15 protein-coding genes and 1 pseudogene are annotated in these 15,575 nt (G+C 70.4%); 8 read left to right on the forward strand and 8 right to left on the reverse strand.

Annotated features, from left to right (window positions below; translation table 11 throughout):
* Positions 1-37: 37 nt before the first annotated feature.
* From P3102_RS18385 to P3102_RS18395, 3 genes and pseudogenes are all read right to left on the reverse strand, one after another.
* Positions 38-811 carry an alpha/beta hydrolase gene (locus P3102_RS18385; protein ID WP_276370896.1) on the reverse strand — a complete coding sequence of 258 codons (774 nt, stop codon included), beginning with the start codon at positions 809-811 and terminating at the stop codon, positions 38-40.
* 74 nt (positions 812-885) lie between these two features.
* Positions 886-1,065, reverse strand: a pseudogene (locus P3102_RS18390) (RNA polymerase subunit sigma-24); the annotation flags it as partial.
* Positions 1,066-1,108: 43 nt separating this feature from the next.
* The gene (locus P3102_RS18395) at positions 1,109-2,242 is read right to left on the reverse strand and encodes a glycosyltransferase (RefSeq protein ID WP_276370898.1); all 1,134 of its coding nucleotides are present in this window, start codon (positions 2,240-2,242) and stop codon (positions 1,109-1,111) included.
* 83 nt (positions 2,243-2,325) lie between these two features.
* Here P3102_RS18395 and P3102_RS18400 point away from each other — a divergent pair, with 83 nt between their 5' ends.
* Positions 2,326-3,342 (forward strand): hypothetical protein, encoded by a 1,017-nt coding sequence (locus tag P3102_RS18400; RefSeq protein ID WP_276370900.1) that lies wholly within the window; start codon positions 2,326-2,328, stop codon positions 3,340-3,342.
* Between the two features lie 99 nt (positions 3,343-3,441).
* A complete protein-coding gene (locus P3102_RS18405) occupies positions 3,442-3,687 on the forward strand; it encodes a hypothetical protein (RefSeq protein WP_276370902.1) in 246 nt (81 codons plus the stop codon).
* A 452-nt stretch (positions 3,688-4,139) separates the two neighbouring features.
* On the opposite strand, the gene P3102_RS18410 is transcribed toward P3102_RS18405, so the two are convergent.
* Positions 4,140-4,910, reverse strand: coding sequence for a TetR/AcrR family transcriptional regulator (locus P3102_RS18410; RefSeq protein WP_276370903.1), 771 nt, complete (start codon positions 4,908-4,910; stop codon positions 4,140-4,142).
* Between the two features lie 68 nt (positions 4,911-4,978).
* Here P3102_RS18410 and P3102_RS18415 point away from each other — a divergent pair, with 68 nt between their 5' ends.
* Both P3102_RS18415 and P3102_RS18420 read left to right on the forward strand, forming a co-directional pair.
* Complete coding sequence (locus P3102_RS18415) at positions 4,979-7,696, forward strand: DEAD/DEAH box helicase (RefSeq protein WP_276370905.1); 2,718 nt, start codon at positions 4,979-4,981, stop codon at positions 7,694-7,696.
* The gene (locus tag P3102_RS18420) at positions 7,693-8,853 is read left to right on the forward strand and encodes an SWIM zinc finger family protein (RefSeq protein WP_276370907.1); all 1,161 of its coding nucleotides are present in this window, start codon (positions 7,693-7,695) and stop codon (positions 8,851-8,853) included. Before P3102_RS18415 ends, P3102_RS18420 begins: the two co-directional genes overlap by 4 nt.
* Here the strand turns inward: P3102_RS18420 and P3102_RS18425 are convergent.
* On the reverse strand, positions 8,790-9,437 hold the full coding sequence (locus P3102_RS18425) for a DUF4865 family protein (RefSeq protein WP_276370909.1): 648 nt from the start codon (positions 9,435-9,437) through the stop codon (positions 8,790-8,792). The genes P3102_RS18420 and P3102_RS18425 overlap by 64 nt on opposite strands.
* 31 nt (positions 9,438-9,468) lie before the next feature.
* On the opposite strand from P3102_RS18425, the gene P3102_RS18430 reads away from it, so the two are divergent.
* Positions 9,469-10,218, forward strand: a complete 750-nt coding sequence (locus P3102_RS18430; RefSeq protein ID WP_276370911.1) for a nucleotidyltransferase domain-containing protein — start codon at positions 9,469-9,471, stop codon at positions 10,216-10,218.
* Here the strand turns inward: P3102_RS18430 and P3102_RS18435 are convergent.
* From P3102_RS18435 to P3102_RS18445, 3 genes are all read right to left on the reverse strand, one after another.
* The gene (locus tag P3102_RS18435; RefSeq protein ID WP_276370912.1) at positions 10,205-10,636 is read right to left on the reverse strand and encodes a hypothetical protein; all 432 of its coding nucleotides are present in this window, start codon (positions 10,634-10,636) and stop codon (positions 10,205-10,207) included. The two genes, P3102_RS18430 and P3102_RS18435, sit on opposite strands and share 14 nt — an antisense overlap.
* Positions 10,637-10,803: 167 nt before the next feature.
* Positions 10,804-12,423, reverse strand: coding sequence for an acyl-CoA dehydrogenase family protein (locus P3102_RS18440; protein ID WP_276370914.1), 1,620 nt, complete (start codon positions 12,421-12,423; stop codon positions 10,804-10,806).
* On the reverse strand, positions 12,407-13,012 hold the full coding sequence (locus P3102_RS18445) for a TetR/AcrR family transcriptional regulator (RefSeq protein ID WP_276370916.1): 606 nt from the start codon (positions 13,010-13,012) through the stop codon (positions 12,407-12,409). Before P3102_RS18445 ends, P3102_RS18440 begins: the two co-directional genes overlap by 17 nt.
* A 387-nt stretch (positions 13,013-13,399) precedes the next feature.
* Here P3102_RS18445 and P3102_RS18450 point away from each other — a divergent pair, with 387 nt between their 5' ends.
* The 3 genes from P3102_RS18450 to P3102_RS18460 are packed head-to-tail and all read left to right on the forward strand — an operon-like array spanning position 13,400 to position 15,574.
* Positions 13,400-14,167: an NAD(P)-binding domain-containing protein gene (locus tag P3102_RS18450; RefSeq protein WP_276370917.1), complete on the forward strand. Its 768-nt coding sequence runs from the start codon at positions 13,400-13,402 to the stop codon at positions 14,165-14,167.
* Positions 14,164-14,922, forward strand: a complete 759-nt coding sequence (locus tag P3102_RS18455; protein ID WP_276370919.1) for a putative protein N(5)-glutamine methyltransferase — start codon at positions 14,164-14,166, stop codon at positions 14,920-14,922. The genes P3102_RS18450 and P3102_RS18455 overlap by 4 nt, the downstream gene beginning before the upstream one ends.
* Before the next feature lie 10 nt (positions 14,923-14,932).
* Positions 14,933-15,574 carry a class I SAM-dependent methyltransferase gene (locus P3102_RS18460; protein ID WP_276370920.1) on the forward strand — a complete coding sequence of 214 codons (642 nt, stop codon included), beginning with the start codon at positions 14,933-14,935 and terminating at the stop codon, positions 15,572-15,574.
* The last annotated feature ends 1 nt before the right edge of the window (position 15,575 follow it).

Below are 15,575 nucleotides of genomic sequence, written 5' to 3' on the forward strand. Positions count from 1 at the left end.
CGTCCTGGACGACCCTTTCCTGACATCCGGGGAGGCCTCAGGCGTCGAGTACCTCCCGAAGCAGCGGTGCGAACGCGGCGGCCTCAGCGGCGAAACCACCGTGGTCACCGGGGAAGCAGACCGGTTCCACCCCGAGGAGGCCGGCGGCGAGCACCGCGGCCTCGTGCGCGGGCTGCCCGGCCGATTCCTTGCCGGCACCGACGACGATCCGGGTCCCCGACGCCTTCAGCGCCGCGTAGTCCGGAGTGGATCCACCGATCATCTTCATCAGGTGCACGACGAAGAACTCGAAGTTCTTCCGCATCTGCGGTGGAAGAGCACCCGCGTCCAGCTCGAAGCCGGCATCGGCCATGAACTTCCCCATCGCCGCCTCGATGCCGTGCTCGCGGTGGAGGTGCGACAGCTCGTCGGGATCGACGCCGGGCTGCTCGTCCAGCAGGCTCGTCAGCGGCGGTTCGTGCGCCACGAGCGTCCGCACCCGCCCGGGATGGCGGGAGACGAGCTCGAAAGCCTGCATGCAACCACCGCTGGAGGCGAAGACCGCCGCGGGTTCCTCGCGCACGCTGTCGAGCAGGCGCAGCGCGTCGTCGGCGTGGACTTCGATCCGTTGCTCCTCGCCGGGATCGTCGAGGGTGCTGCGAGAGATCCCGAGCGGGTCGTAGGTGATCACCGTGTGGTGCTCCGCGAGCAGACCCGCGATCGGGGCGAACACGCCGGAATCCGCCGCGCCACCGGGGATGCACAGCAGAACCGGACCGCTGCCGGTGACGGTGTGGTGCAGCCGGGCGCCGGGGACGTCGAGAACGGCCATGGGATGGCCCCTTTCCTCGTCGGGACTTGTCGCCCTTCCGACGAACGGCGCCGCCGGGGACAGACACCCCGGCGTCAGGAGATTTCGGCGAGTCTTCCCGAGAGATAGGCGCGCTCGGCGTCGGTGGCGGCGAGCGCGAGCGCCTCGCGGCAGGCGTCGGCGGCCTCCTCGAACCGGTCGAGACGCCGGAGCAGATCGGCGCGGGTCGCGGGGAGCAGGTGGTAATCCGGCAGCCTGCCGGTGAGCTTCTCGACTCTTCACGGAAGGCGCGGATGATCGTGGCGTCGAGGTCGGAGGTCACCGGAGCAATCCTTCGAGCAGTGGAACGACCTTCTCCGGTGACGGGTACGCGGTGACCTCGTCCCGCGACCGCGCGGCCGTGTCCCGATAGGACGGTTCCCTCAGCACCGTGGTCACGGCGTCGCGGATGTCCTCCGGCGTGGCTTGGACGACGTCGAGGACCGTGCCGAGCCCGAGTGCGCTGACGCGGTCGGCGTTGTGGGGCTGGTCGGCACCCATCGGCAGCACCACCATCGGGAGCCCGTGGGCGATCGCGCCCAGCAGGCTGCCCGAACCGCCGTGGGTGAGCACCACGTCGCAGTAGGGGAGGACGTCGTCCTGCGGCAGGTACTTCGCGAGGTGGATGTGCTCCGGCTGGCGCCCGAACTCCGCGGGGTCGACGAGGTTCCCGACGGTCACCACACACGTCGCGTCGACCTCCCGCAGCCCGGCCAGCGCACGGGCGAACAAGTCACCGGATTCGGTGTTGAAGATCGTGCCGAGGGTGAAGTAGAGCGACGGGCGGCCCTCGACGTGCCAGTCCGGCGTCTGCCCACGGCCGGGAACGGGACTGTGGAACGACCGAGTGGTCGGCGGCAACGGAAACCGCGGATCGCGGAAGCTCGCGGGGAACGGTGAGAGCACGAGATGGCGGTAGGCCATGTCGAGATTCCGCTGCGGGAAGAGCCCGTGAGCGGCTCGGACCTCGTTGAGCGCGTCGTCGACGAGTTCGGCACGGATGAGGGCGCCCGCCGCGGTGACCAGGACGGTCGCGTGGGGGATACCGCGCTTCTCGGCGGCGATCATCGCCCCGTGATCGGCTTCGTCGCACACGAGCAGATCCGGTCCCCAGCTCTCGCAGAGCGCCGAGACGTCGTCCGCGCGCAGGGGAGCGGCGCGGCGGACGAAACCGTCGCGCAGGTCGGCGTCCTCGCGATCCCTGTCGACGGGCAGCAGCGGGCGGCGTGCGCCGTCACCGCCGAAGTTCGGGCCCGACGGGAACGCGGTGAAACCGGCCGCCTCGACGATCGGGATCATCAACGGCTCACCGGTGACCGCGATCGTGTGGCCCGCGTCGGCGAGCGCGCGGGCGATCGGCAGGAGCGGCCGGAAGTGACCATTGCCGCCGGCGAAGGTGAACAGCACACGCATGCCGTCGACCCTATCGACGGGACCGGCGGTTCCCCCGGCGTTGCCTCGCTTCCCGCCCGGCGGGGCAGCGCTACCCTGCTGCGGTGATCGATACGGACGCCGACGAGGTCCGGCTGTGCGCGCTGGAAGGCTGCGAGAACCCGCTGCCCCCGCCCGCGGTGGACGCCGAGGGGAAACGCAAGGGCGGCCGGCCTTCCGCCTACTGCAGCAAGACGCACGCCGACGCCGCGTCGCGTGCCCGGAGGGCGGCCGCGGTGGCGAGCGTGGCCGACCCGCTGCTCGAGGTACGCCGGATCGCCGACGAGTTCACCCCGGCCGCGGCCTCGCTCGTGGAACTGCTGGACGCGATGCGCTCGCGGTTCGACGACGCCGCCGAGGCGGCGCTCGGGCGGGTCACCGAAGCCGAAACCGACGCGGCCACGGCCCGCCGCGAGGCCGAGGACGCGCAGCAGGCGGCGGCGAAGGCCGACACGGCACGCGCGGCCGCGCTGGCCGCGTCCCGGGACGACAAGCTGGCCAAGGCCAAAGCGGAACGCGCCGTCGAACAGGCCTTGAAGGACGCCGAGGAGACCCGCCGGCGTTCGTGGACCGAGGTCGCCGCCCACGAACGCGCCCGGGGCGCCGCGGAAGCCGCGACCGTGGCGGCCGAACGCGCTCGCGACGCGCTGGTCTCCGATCTCCGGACGCTGCGCGAGGACTTCGCGGCCGTCCGGCAGGACAAAACCCGGCTGACGGCCGAGCTCGGCGAGCGGGACACGGCGCTGGCGCGGGCGGTGGCCGAACTCGAATCCTTGCTGGACCGGCTCGACGAGGCGAAGGCCAGGGCGACGGTGTCCGAAAAGGACTGTGCCGCCGCGCGAGAGGAATCGGCCGGGCTGCGGGGCGAGCTCGACCGTGTCCGGGCGTCGCTCGCGGAGGAACACACGGCCCGCAGTCTCGCCGAGGCCCGGGCAACGACGCTGGCCGAGGAACTGGCACGGGCGCAGGCCCGTGCCGCCGCGGACCAGACGCGGTACGACGACATCGTCCGGCAGCTTGCCGAACTCGCCCGTCCTCCGGTCGTCGAAGAAGCGGCTGTGGAGGCTTCCGAGCTGAAGTAGAGTCCACCGGCTGTGGACCGGGACCAAGGCGGCGGAACCGGGTGCCGAGGGTTCCGCGGAGGCCGACCCGGAGTGACGTTTCGACCAGCGGAGCCGTGGATGGTTGGATCGGAAGGCACCAACGCCTCGTGGACGGTGCTCCGCCGCGTCGTGCTCGGCACGTTCGCCTGCGTCGCCGCGGTGATCGTGCTGCTCGTCGGCCGCGTGGTGCTCAGCGCGACCGGCCTGGCCGCCGATCCGCACGGCTACGGGATGTTCGCGGGAATCCTGCTCACGGCCGTCTTGGCCCCGGTCGCGCTGGCGCTGTGGCTGCTCTATCGCTCACTGCGACGACGCGGCAAGTGATATGCGGGGAGAGTGCAGACGCGAAATCGCCGAAGAAACCTGGCGTGGCATCAACAGTGCGCGAGGAATATCACGACCCCGATGCTCGCCAGGCCGCCGCCGTGTTCTCTCTCTCGGGGTACATGAAGGCCCCCTTCCTTACGCCTAGTGCAAGGAAGGGGGCCTTCAAGTACCGCCCCACGGTCGCCTCAGGCGCACCGGCGCAGGCGGCGAAACCCGACCCATCCCTGCCCGAAGTCCGTGAAGGAATCCTTCCCTGCTTCACGTACGGAAGGAGGCCGTCATGGATCTGCGATCGGCCGAAGCCGGAATGCGGTAGGTGTCCAAGGCACTCTTGGACCTGACCGTCCTCACCACTCAAGACCTGCGCGAGGCCGCGCGAAGTGCTCAAATCGGGCGCCGCGGTCCGTTTCGAAGCCTCTGGCGGATGGTCGTGGGCGCGCCGGATCCCTTCACGATCGCTGCCTGTTCACCAGCTGCTCGACCCCGTCCAGAATCCGCGCCAGCCCGAACCGGAAGGTGTGCAGCGGCGCGCTCGCCGCACCGTGCGTCTCCCCGGCCGTCTGCCCGATCCGCGCCGCCAACGGAAAGAGCCCGGCGTCGGCTTCGGGGATCTGCGCGAGCACGGGAGCGCTGGCCGTCCACCATTCCGCGTCGGTCAGCCCGGATCGCCGCACGAGACTCGCCGATTCGACCGAACCGCGCGCGATGCCCTGGACGAATCCGTTGACCATCGCCACGACGGCGTCCATTTCCAGGTCGGTGAGCCCGATCGCGTCGACGGCTTTCAGTTCGCGTTCGTGTTTGGCGAAGGTGTGCGGACCGAGGGGGAGACGGCCGGTGGTGAGCTGGAGCATCCACGGATGCCGGTGGTACATCTCCCAGGCGTCCTCGGCGAGGATCGTCATCGTGACCCGCCAGTCGTGGCTCTCCGGGGGATCGGTCAGTTCGTCGTGGACCCGGTCGATCATCAGGTCGAGCAGTTCGGCGCGGCCGGGAACGTAGGTGTAGATCGTCATGGGGGAGACGCCGAGCCGCTCCGCGCCCCGGCGCACCGACAGCGCGGTGATGCCCTCGGTGTCGGCCAGCTCGATCGCGGCCCTGACGATCTCGTCGACGGTGAGCTTCGGTTTGGGGCCACGACGGGGTTTCTCTCGCACACCCCAGAGCAGTTCGATGGTCCGCCGTGGATCGCCCGTGCCGGTGTGGTCCGCGCCTGTCATCACGTTCTCTCTACAGTGTACAGAGTTGTGTTATCCTGAACTGTACACCGTACAGAGATTGGGGTCGTGTGGCGTCTCACGACGGTTTCGGCAGTGTCGTTTTCGAGCCGAATGATCCTCCTCGGACCAGCGGATTCGTCTTCTGGAACGCCGAGGGGAACACACCGGGGACCGGGGAGGTGACAGTCGCCCTTCCCGAGATCGTCACGGTGCCGTGCGTACGGCTCCCGATGACCGAAGCGCTCCCCGCGCTGCTGAGGCTGCGGGAGAGCGACGATCCCTCGGCCCGCTTCTGGAGCACGGCGGCCACGGCGGCGCTGAAGCTCGCCGAGGCGGGCAGGCTGCTTCCCGGGCTCACGCAGTCCGATGTGGACGCCTGGCGCGCGGGTCCGCTAGAACCCGCCGACGCCGCCTGGCTGCGCGAGTTGGCCGAAGCGATGCCGGCGCGGGCACGCGCGATCCCGGACGAGCAGAACCTGCTCCCTGCCCGGTATCCGTTGCTGCGCGCGTTCCTCGACGCCGTGGCCGACACCCTTCCCCGCACGCCCGCGGCCGCACAGGCCGCAGGCGTCAAGGCGTTCGCCGCCGCGCCCGCGCACCGTCTCCCGCAGCTACGGGACTGGGCGGCCGAGGTCGCCGCAGGCCTGGATTCCGGGGTGCGGGTCTCGGTGCGGATCGAGGCACCGGGTGACGACTTCACCACCGGCCGCTTCAGCGGGGTCGTCCAGGTGCACAGCCTCGCCGACCCCGGCGTGCTGATCGACGCCGCCGCGCTCTGGTCGGGTGACGACCGGTTCGGCCCGCGAGCGCGGATCGACGTCATGCTGGCCCTGCGCCGCGCCGCGCACCTGTGGCCACCGCTGGCACCCCTGCTCGGCGCCGCGGTGCCCGATGAGGTCGCGCTCGGCGACAGCGACATCACCGAACTGCTCACCACCGGGGCGCCCCTGCTGGCCACGGCGGGTATCGAGGTGCACTGGCCCGCCGATCTCGCCCGCGACCTGAGCGCGAAGGCCGTCGTGGGCGGCGGCGACGCGCCGCCGGACGACCTCCCGTCCTTCTTCGCCGGCGGAACGCTGCTGCAGTTCGACTGGCAGCTCGCGCTCGGCGGCGCGCCGCTCACCGCGGCCGAGATGGACGCGCTGGCCGAGGCGCACCGTCCCGTCGTGCGGCTGCGTGATCAGTGGGTGCTGGTCGATCCGGCGCTGGCGGCGAAGGCACGAGACCGCGCGCTCAAACCGCTGACGCCGATCGACGCGCTCGGCGCCGCCCTGAGCGGGACGACCGAGGTCGGCGGTGAACGCGTGGACGTCCTCACCGACGGCTGGCTCGCCGCGTTGCGGGAGCGGCTGCTCGCCCCACCCGAACCGCAGGCACCGCCGCGAGGGCTGGCCGCGACCCTGCGCGACTACCAGATGCGCGGCCTGCAGTGGCTCACCGCCATGACGTCGATCGGTCTCGGCGGCTGTCTCGCCGACGACATGGGTCTCGGCAAGACGATCACGCTGATCTCGCTCCACCTGCAGCGCGCGGACGGTCCGACCCTGGTCGTGTGCCCGGCCTCGCTGCTGGGGAACTGGGAACGCGAGATCACCCGGTTCGCCCCCGGTGTCCCGGTGCGCCGCTTCCACGGCACCGAACGCTCGCTCGAAGAACTCGGCGACGGCTTCGTGCTCACGACCTACGGCACCCTGCGCGTCGATCCGGAACCCCTCGGAGGCGTCCACTGGGGACTGCTGGTCGCCGACGAGGCCCAGCACGTCAAGAATCACCGCTCCGGCACGGCGAAGGCGTTGCGGACGCTGAAATCGTCGGCGCGGGTGGCGCTGACGGGCACACCGGTGGAGAACAACCTCTCCGAACTGTGGGCGATCCTGGACTGGACGACACCGGGGCTGCTCGGCACCATGGCCGATTTCCGCCGCGTGTGGGCGAAACCGGTCGAGTCCGGAAAGGATCCCGACGTCGCGGAACGGCTGTCCCGGCTGGTCCGCCCGTTCCTGCTGCGTCGCCGCAAATCCGATCCGGGGATCGCGCCGGAGCTGCCCGCCAAGACCGAGACCGACCGGCCGGTGACGCTCACCGCCGAGCAGGCGGCCCTGTACGAGGCGACGGTGCGCGAACTGATGGCCGGCATCGCCGGCAGCGAGGGCATCGCGCGGCGCGGCCGGATCGTCAAACTGCTCACCGGGCTCAAGCAGATCTGCAACCACCCCGCGCAGTACCTCAAGGAACCGTCGGACGCGGTGCTGGACGGCCGGTCGGGCAAGCTCGAACTGCTCGACGAACTGCTGGGCACGATCCTCGCCGAGGACGGCGCGGTGCTGGTGTTCACGCAGTACGTGGCCATGGCGCGGCTGCTGGAACGTCATCTCGCGCAGCGCGGGATCGGCACGCAGCTGCTGCACGGCGGCACGCCGGTGCCCAAACGAGAGGATCTCGTGCGCCGTTTCCAGGCCGGTGAGGCGCCGGTGTTCCTGCTGTCGCTCAAGGCCGCGGGGACCGGGCTCAACCTGACCCGCGCCGATCACGTCGTGCACTACGACCGCTGGTGGAACCCCGCGGTGGAGGATCAGGCGACCGATCGCGCGTACCGGATCGGGCAGACCAGGCCGGTGCAGGTGCACCGGCTCATCGCCGAGGGCACGGTCGAGGACCGGATCGCGGCCATGCTGCGGGAGAAGCGTGCGCTCGCCGACGCGGTGCTCGCCGGCGGCGAGGCCGCCCTGACCGAACTGACCGACGCGGAACTGGCCGATCTGGTCGAGCTGAGGAGTCGCCGATGAGTACGCCCGACGATCGCGTCCGTGGCTTCCCCGCCTTCGGGCGGCAGGGTGGACACGGCCAGTTCGCCCGCTCGTGGTGGGGTCGCGCGTGGATCGACGCGATGGAGGACACCGCGCTGGACCTGCGGCAGCTCAAACAAGGCCGCAAGTACGCCGCAGGAGGCAGGGTGGGCCCGATCACGGTCAGCCCCGGTCGGATCGCCGCCGTGGTCGACGACGAGGAAGGCCAGTACCGCACCGAGGTCCGGCTCGCGGAGCTGACCGAGGACGAATGGGACCGGTTCCTCGACCGGGTCGCCTCCCGTGCCGGGCATCTCGCCGCGCTGCTGGACCGGGACATGCCACACGACCTCGTCGAGGCCGCCGACGACGCGGGGGTGCATCTGCTGCCCGGCATCGGCGACCTGGACCCGGACTGCGACTGCCCCGGCTGGGAACTGCCGTGCCGCCACGCCGCGGCGCTGTCGTTCCAGGCCTCGTGGCTGCTGGACGCGGATCCCTTCGTGCTGCTGCTGATGCGGGGCAAGGGGGAGCGGGAACTGCTCGACGAGCTCCAGCGGCGCAACGCGCCCCGGTTCGTGCGCACCGGGGACGACGGCGACCCGGCCGAGCGTGCCTACGCCGACGAGCCGGGACCGTTACCGGATCTCGCCGCGTTCGCACCGGCCGGTGGCCCGACCGTGCCCGGGGCGCCCGATATCCTGTCGGAGACCTTCGCCCTGCTGGTCGCCAACGCGGGGCAGGCGGCCGGTGCGCTGCTGACGTCACAGCCGAAGCTCACCCGCAAACAGGACGCCGTCCGCCTCGCCGCCACTCGTCCGGAGGTCACCGACAGGCTGCGCCCGGCCGAGAACGGTGAGGACTTCGACCGAGCGGTGCTCGCCTGGCGGCACGGTGGCCGGGCCGGTCTCGAGGTATTGGAGACCGTGTGGACACCACCGTCGCAGGCGATGGGCCGCGCGCGGGCCGCCTACACCGAAGTGATGGACGATCCCGGTCAGGGCCTGGAGGTCGAGCGCAACCACTGCACCGTCCACGGGACCGGCGTGCAGGTGCGGCTGGGCAAGGACGGACTCTGGTACCCGTACCGGGATCAGTGGCCCGCCGGCGCGCCCGAAGCCGATCCGGGTGCGCTGTTCGCCGCCTTGCTCGGCTGATCCCACTGCCGTCCTCGCCGCAGCTCGGCCAGCTGCGGCGAGGACAGGTGGAGGATCCGGTAGCGGACCTCGTCCGACTGCGGCGCCTCACCGGCCCACAGGCTGTATCGGATCACCTGCCAGCTCCGCGGATCGACGGCCAGCGCGCCCGAATGCGCGCCGTCCCGGCGCAAGTGCTCGCGCAGCCCGTCGAGAGCCTCACCGAGGAAGGCGACCGGGTCGGTCTCGTCGGGGATCCGCACGACGTGCTTCCCCGCCGCGACCGGAGGAGTGCCGTAAGCGGGTCCTTCCTCGAAGCCGAGCACCGTCCAGTGCTGCACGGCAGGTCGGCCGAAGGATTCGACGATGCCGCTGAACGGGCCGCCGAACAGGAACGCGTTCATCCCGGCCTCGTCGTGCCACAGGTAGAACGGCGAGTACTGGTTCAGCGTCGAGCCGTCGACGCCGCGCTCGCGGATCCCGTAGACCTTCAGCCCGAGGCCGCCGAAGTCGTCGAGCAGATGCCCGCGCGTGGCGACACGCTCGCGGATGATGCCCATGTCGTAGCCGGCGGGCAAGGTGATCTCGTACTGCATCGCATGCATGCCGTACATACTAGTAGGTACGGGAGGATCGATGTTCGACGTCGAGGAACGCGCCCGAGTGCGTGACGAACTGATCGCCGCGGCCCACAGTGACGGGGACATCGTCGGCGCCGCTCTCGTCGGGTCCACCGCCCGCGGCGTCGAGGACCGATGGTCGGACCTCGATCTCGTCCTCCAGCTCGCCGACGACGCGGAGGAGCCCGCCGTCGTCACACGCTGGACTCGATTGCTCGACGAAAGGTTCGGGGTCGCCGACACTCTCGACGTGATGTCGCGCGAAGGCGTCCGCTATCGGGTTTTCCTGCTCGACTCGTCGCTCCAGGTCGACCTGTCGTTCTGGCCCCGCGACCAATTCCGTGCCACCGAAGACGGCTTCCGGCTCGTCTTCGGCCAAGCCAACGAGCCGACGAGCTCGTCGGCTCCCAGCAGTGAACAGACGATCGGCATGGCGTGGCTCCATGCGCTGCACGCCCGCTCGGCGATCGCCCGCGGACGGTCGTGGCAAGCCGTCATGATGCTCGACGAGCTGCGCGACCAGATCATCACCTTGTTGTGCCTGCGGCACGGCTTGAATCCCTGGCGCGGCCGTGAGGTCGACCGCCTGCCCGCCCACGCGCTGGAGACGCTGAGAGACGGCCGGGCGACCTCGGTCGGCTTGCCGGAACTCGAGCGGTCTCGGCAGGTCCTGGTCCGGCACTACCTGACCGTCGTCGAACAGCACGATGCCGAGCGCGCGGTCGCCCTTCGTCGTGCGCTCGAAGACCCCGTCACTTCTTGTTGAGCCGGATGATTCCCTCGTCGCCCCGCACCGCGACGACGGCGATCCTCTGCCGGTTGATCTGATGGACCATCCCGGCCGGACCCGACACCGCCCCGCCCATCCCGCCGGAAGCGGGGGCGAGACCCACCTTCCCGGCCTGGACCGCGACCGAAAGCGGACCGGCGCCACCCTCGTTGGGGATCTGGTCACCGGTCCGCACCAGGACCTCGCACTCACCGTCGGAGCAGGCCTTCAGATCACGTCCGTCCGCCGCGACGAACGGTGTGCCGGACGGGGCCACCGCCTCCATCATCGGCCCGCTCCCGGCGGAAGGAGCCGAACTCGCCACCGCGAAGATCGGCGTCGGCTCGGCCGTCGCGCAACCGGAGGCGAGCAGCACCGCGGGGACCAGGAACAGGCATCTTCGGCGATCGACCATGACCGACGAACGTAGCCGACGCACGAGCGTCTGGATGCACCCGAATTCCGCAATCCCGCGGCTGTTCGCAGTGCTCAGCGCCGGTCCGACCGGAAGAATCGACCCGACCGGCGCGCCACGTGGCCGTCCCGGTACGGAGAGTCCGGAACCCCGGCGAGCCGAACCGCTCAGATCTCGGCGCGGCCGATGATCGCCTTGGTGTCCACACCGGACGGAAGTGTCCCGAACGCGACACCCCAGTCGCCGCCCAGCCGTGACGCGCAGAACGCGTCGGCCACCGCCGGCGTCCCGTGCCGCACCACCAGCGACCCTTGCAGGATCAACGCCATCGACTCGACCAGCCGCCGCGCCCGGTACTCGATGTCCGACAGATCGGACAGCTCCTTGCGCAGTCTGCCCACCGCGTCGTCCAAGCGCGTGTCGGCCCCGGACGCCCGCTCGACCTCCGCGAAGAACGCCGCCACCGACTCAGGCTGCTTCGCCATCGCCCGCAACGTGTCCAGCGCCGCGACGTTGCCCGAACCCTCCCAGATCGACATCAGCGGAGCCTCACGGTAGAGCCGCGGCATCCCCGACTCCTCGACGTACCCGTTCCCGCCGAGGCATTCCAACGCCTCCACCGCGTGCGACGGACCGCGTTTGCACACCCAGTACTTCGTCACCGCCAGCCCCAGCCGCCGGAACGCCCGTTCGTGCTCGTCGTCCGGCCGGTCGGTGGCCGACGCCAGCCGCATCCCGACCGTCGTCGCCGCCTCGGACTCCACGACCAGATCCGCCAGCACGTTGCCCATCAGCGGCTGATCCACCAGATTCGCTCCGAACGCGCGACGATGCCGCGCGTGGTGGACGGCCCGCACGGCGCCGTACCGCATCCCGGCCGCGCTCCCGACCGCGCAGTCGAGCCGGGTGTTGTTCACCATCTCGATGATGGTGCGCACCCCACGGCCCTCCTCGCCGATCAGCCAGCCGATCGCGTCGTCGTACTCGATCTCCGACGACGCGTTGGACCGGTTGCCGAGCTTGTCCTTCAGCCGCTGCAACCGGATCCCGTTGCGCGTTCCGTCCGGCAGGACACGGGGGAGCAGGAAACACGACAGCCCACCCGGCGCCTGGGCCAGCGTCAGGAACATGTCCGACATCGGCGCCGAGGTGAACCACTTGTGCCCGACGATCACATGGCTGCCGTCACCGAGTGGCCGCGCCGTGGTGGTGTTCGCCCGGACGTCGGAGCCGCCCTGCTTCTCCGTCATCGACATCCCGGCGATGAGCCCACGTTTCGAGCTCGGCTCACGCAGCCCGAAGTCGTACTCCGTCGCCGCCAGCAACGGCTCGTACCGCGCGGACAGCTCGGGATCGAACCGCAACGCCGGAACCGCCGCGTACGTCATCGAGATAGGGCACGTGTGCCCCGCGTCCACCTGGCCCCAGACATACATCTTCGCCGCCCGCGCCGCGTGCGCACCCGGCCGGGAATCCCGCCAGGGCGCCGCGTGCAGCCCATGGGACACCGCGACGTCCATCAACTCGTGCCAGTACGGATGGAACTCGACCTCGTCGATCCGGTTCCCGACCCGGTCGTGCGTGCGCAGCACCGGCTCGTTCTCGTTGACCAGCCTGCCCCACTCCTGCGCCTGTTCACTCCCGGCCAGCCTGCCGAGCGCGTGCACCTCGGCCACCGCCCAGCCCGCGTCCGCCCGCTCCAACCCCTCCAGCAGCGCCGGATCGGCGGCCACGTCGTAGTCCACCGGCGGCGGCACCTGATTGGTGACCTCATGAGTGCTCGGCATCGGAACCTCCCAAGGAACGCAGGACGAAAGTGCGCAGCCCGGACACCTCGTCCGCACTGCCGGTGGTCAACGGGCCGATCAGCACCTCGGCCGCCGCCCCGACCAGCGCCGCCGCGGTGACCTCCGCGTCCTGAGCGGGCAGCACCCCGGACCGGACGCCATCGGCCACGTGCCGGGCCACGACGTCGCGGAACGCGCGCCGGAACACCAGCCGCTCGGCCTCGATCGGCGCGTCGACGGGCTCGGCCAGCAGCGCGTACGCCATCCGCGGGGTCTTCAACGCCCGGCTCGCGAAGGTGTCGAAGACCGCCACCACCCGATCGGCGGGCGTACCGGGCCGCTCCGACACCGCACGCACCGCCTCGACCTCACCGGTGACGACCTTCCGGAACAACTCCACGACCAGCGCGGCCTTGGTGGGGAAGTGGCGGTACACGCTCCCCACCGCCACCCCCGCCCGCTCCGCGACCGCCGACACGGAACAGCCCGCGTAGCCACGCTCGGCCAGCTGCTGCACGGCGGCGGCGAGGACGGCGTCGCGCTGGGCGTCCAGTCGTTCCTGGACCTTCGGGGTACGGCGATACGGCACCCAAGAAGTGAAGCAGTGATTCACACCTTCAGTCAAGGCGCCACCCCGCCTCCACGACACCCCACCCGCCGCACCACGAACCCCGCATCACCCGATGGCATGATCGCCGCTATGACCTGGACCGCCCCCGAGGCCACCGCCGCCCACGAGGGAGTCCTCCTGCCCTCCCTGCCGCCCTGGCACCGTGGCACCGTGGCACCTTCCTCCGCAAACTCCCCGACCTCACCGAAGAACAACTCGCCACGACCACGACCACGAAACCCTCGACCAGATCCGCCTGCCCGACGACACCTTCGACGTCAGCGGAAACCACGTCCAGCTCCGCAAGCTCCACCTCCACATGACCGGCGAAGAAACCCGCCACAACGGCCACCCAGGAGCCTGACCATGGAATACGGATTCATCGGCGCGGGGGAGATCACCGCAGCCATCGTCGAAGGCCTCAGCAAGGACATCGCCGACCCGCCCTCGATCTCCCTCTCACCCCGCAGCCGCAGCGTCGGCCAAGAACTCTCGGCCCGCTTCGCCAACGTCGAAGTCCGCGACAGCAACCAAAACGTCGTCGACAGCGCCACGACGATCATTCTCGCCGTGCGCCCGCCGCTCGCCGAAGAAGTCCTCCGAGACCTCACCTTCCGGCCCGACCACGTCCTGATCAGCGCCCTCGCCGGCGTCCCCCTCGACCGGCTGCGCGACTGGGCCGCCCCCGCGGGCGAAGTCGTCCGGAGCATCCCGCTGCCCCCGGCCGCCCGTCGCCAAAGCCTCACCGCGATGTACCCGGACAACCCCCGAGCACGGGCGCTCTTCGACAGCATCGGCGGCAGCGTCGTCCCCGACGCCGAGAAAGACCTCGACATCTTCAGCGCCGCCACGGCCACCTTCGCCGCCCACCTCGACTACCTCCGCACCATCGCCGCCTGGATGACCGATCAGGGCATCGACGACACCACGGCGACCACCTTCACCAGCCACATCTTCGGCCAACTCGGCCATTCCCTGCTCCAGCGGAACGGCGACCTCGAAACCCTCACCGGCAAACACATGACCCCCGGCGGGCTCAACGAACAACTCCTCACCGACCTGCGCACCAACGGCGTCTCCGACACCGTCCGGCACGCCCTCGACGGCATCCTCACCAGACTGCGAGACAAGTGACCATCATCGACCGGCTCCGCAAAGCCGGATGCGTCTTCGCCGAAGACGAAGCCGCCCTCCTGACCGAAGAAGCGCGCACCCCGGCCGAACTCGACGCCATGGTCCGACGCCGCGTCGACGGCGAACCACTCGAAGTCATCCTCGGCTGGGCCGCGTTCCACGGCCTCCGCATCGCCGTCGAACCCGGCGTGTTCGTGCCGCGCCGACGATCCGAACTCCTCGTCCGCCACGCCGTCACCCTCGCCGGACCAGGAGCGGTCGTGCTCGACCTCTGCTGCGGCACGGGCGCACTGGGCGCCGCCATTGCCGCCGAACTCGGCGAAATCCGGCTCTACGCGGCCGACATCGAACCCGCCGCCGCCCGCTGCGCCCGCACGAACGTCGCCGAAGCCGGGGGAGAGGTCTTCGAAGGCGACCTCTACACCCCACTGCCCGCATCGCTACGAGGCCGCGTCGACATCCTGGTCGTCAACGCCCCGTACGTCCCCACCGACGCCATCGCGATGATGCCGCCCGAAGCCCGCGACCACGAACCCCGCGTCGCACTCGACGGCGGGCACGACGGCGTCGACGTCCACCGCCGCGTCGCAGCCGAAGCTCGACAATGGCTCGCACCAGGCGGGCACCTGCTCATCGAAACCGGCGAAAGCCAGGCCGCAAGCACCGCGGAAGCCATGTCCCACAACGGATTGATCCCCGAAGTCATCACCGACGACGAGCTGTACGCCACGATTGTCGTCGGGGCCAGGGGATAGGGTCGCCGCCGTGACCGACTACCTCCAGACCACCCGCACCGCCTACGACACGGTCGCGGCCGACTACGCCGAACTCCTCCGCGGCCACCTCGCCGGATCCACCTGGGATCGCGCCATGCTCGGCGCGTACGCCGAACTCGTCCGAACCGCCGGCGGCGGACGCGTCGCCGAAATCGGCTGCGGCCCCGGCCGCATCACCGAGCACCTCCACGAACTCGGCCTCGACATCCACGGCGTCGACCTCTCTCCGGAGATGGTCGCCGTCGCCCGCAAGTGGTACCCCCACCTGGAGTTCCAGGTCGGGGAGATGCCCGGTCTGTCCATCGAGGACGGTGCACTGGCCGGCGTCGTCGCGTGGTACTCGATCATCCACACCCCGCGCGAGCGCCTGCCGGAGATCTTCGCCGACTTCCACCGAATCCTCGCCACCGGCGGCCACCTGCTCGTGGCCTTCCAGGTCGGCGACGAAATCCGGCACATCGAGCACGCATACGGCCACGACATCTCCTGTGACGCGTACCGGCTCTCACCGGAGAAAATCGCCGAACAACTGGGGGAGGCCGGGTTCGGCGTGCTCTCCACCCTCGTCCGCGAACCGTCCGAGGAATTCGAGAGCACGCCACAGGCCTACCTGATCGCCCGAAAACAGTAGA

It is taken from the genome of Amycolatopsis sp. QT-25 (genome assembly GCF_029369745.1).
Classification (GTDB): Bacteria; Actinomycetota; Actinomycetes; order Mycobacteriales; family Pseudonocardiaceae; genus Amycolatopsis.

What these genes read in the sequence shown, in the direction of transcription:
- P3102_RS18420 (WP_276370907.1), top strand. Translation starts at nt 7,693, where the DNA reads ATGAGTACGCCCGACGATCGCGTCCGTGGCTTCCCCGCCTTCGGGCGG.
- P3102_RS18385 (WP_276370896.1), bottom strand. Translation starts at nt 811, where the DNA reads ATGGCCGTTCTCGACGTCCCCGGCGCCCGGCTGCACCACACCGTCACC.
- P3102_RS18425 (WP_276370909.1), bottom strand. Translation starts at nt 9,437, where the DNA reads ATGCATGCGATGCAGTACGAGATCACCTTGCCCGCCGGCTACGACATG.
- P3102_RS18395 (WP_276370898.1), bottom strand. Translation starts at nt 2,242, where the DNA reads ATGCGTGTGCTGTTCACCTTCGCCGGCGGCAATGGTCACTTCCGGCCG.
- P3102_RS18410 (WP_276370903.1), bottom strand. Translation starts at nt 4,910, where the DNA reads ATGACAGGCGCGGACCACACCGGCACGGGCGATCCACGGCGGACCATC.
- P3102_RS18450 (WP_276370917.1), top strand. Translation starts at nt 13,400, where the DNA reads ATGGAATACGGATTCATCGGCGCGGGGGAGATCACCGCAGCCATCGTC.
- P3102_RS18440 (WP_276370914.1), bottom strand. Translation starts at nt 12,423, where the DNA reads ATGCCGAGCACTCATGAGGTCACCAATCAGGTGCCGCCGCCGGTGGAC.
- P3102_RS18405 (WP_276370902.1), top strand. Translation starts at nt 3,442, where the DNA reads ATGGTTGGATCGGAAGGCACCAACGCCTCGTGGACGGTGCTCCGCCGC.
- P3102_RS18430 (WP_276370911.1), top strand. Translation starts at nt 9,469, where the DNA reads ATGTTCGACGTCGAGGAACGCGCCCGAGTGCGTGACGAACTGATCGCC.
- P3102_RS18435 (WP_276370912.1), bottom strand. Translation starts at nt 10,636, where the DNA reads ATGGTCGATCGCCGAAGATGCCTGTTCCTGGTCCCCGCGGTGCTGCTC.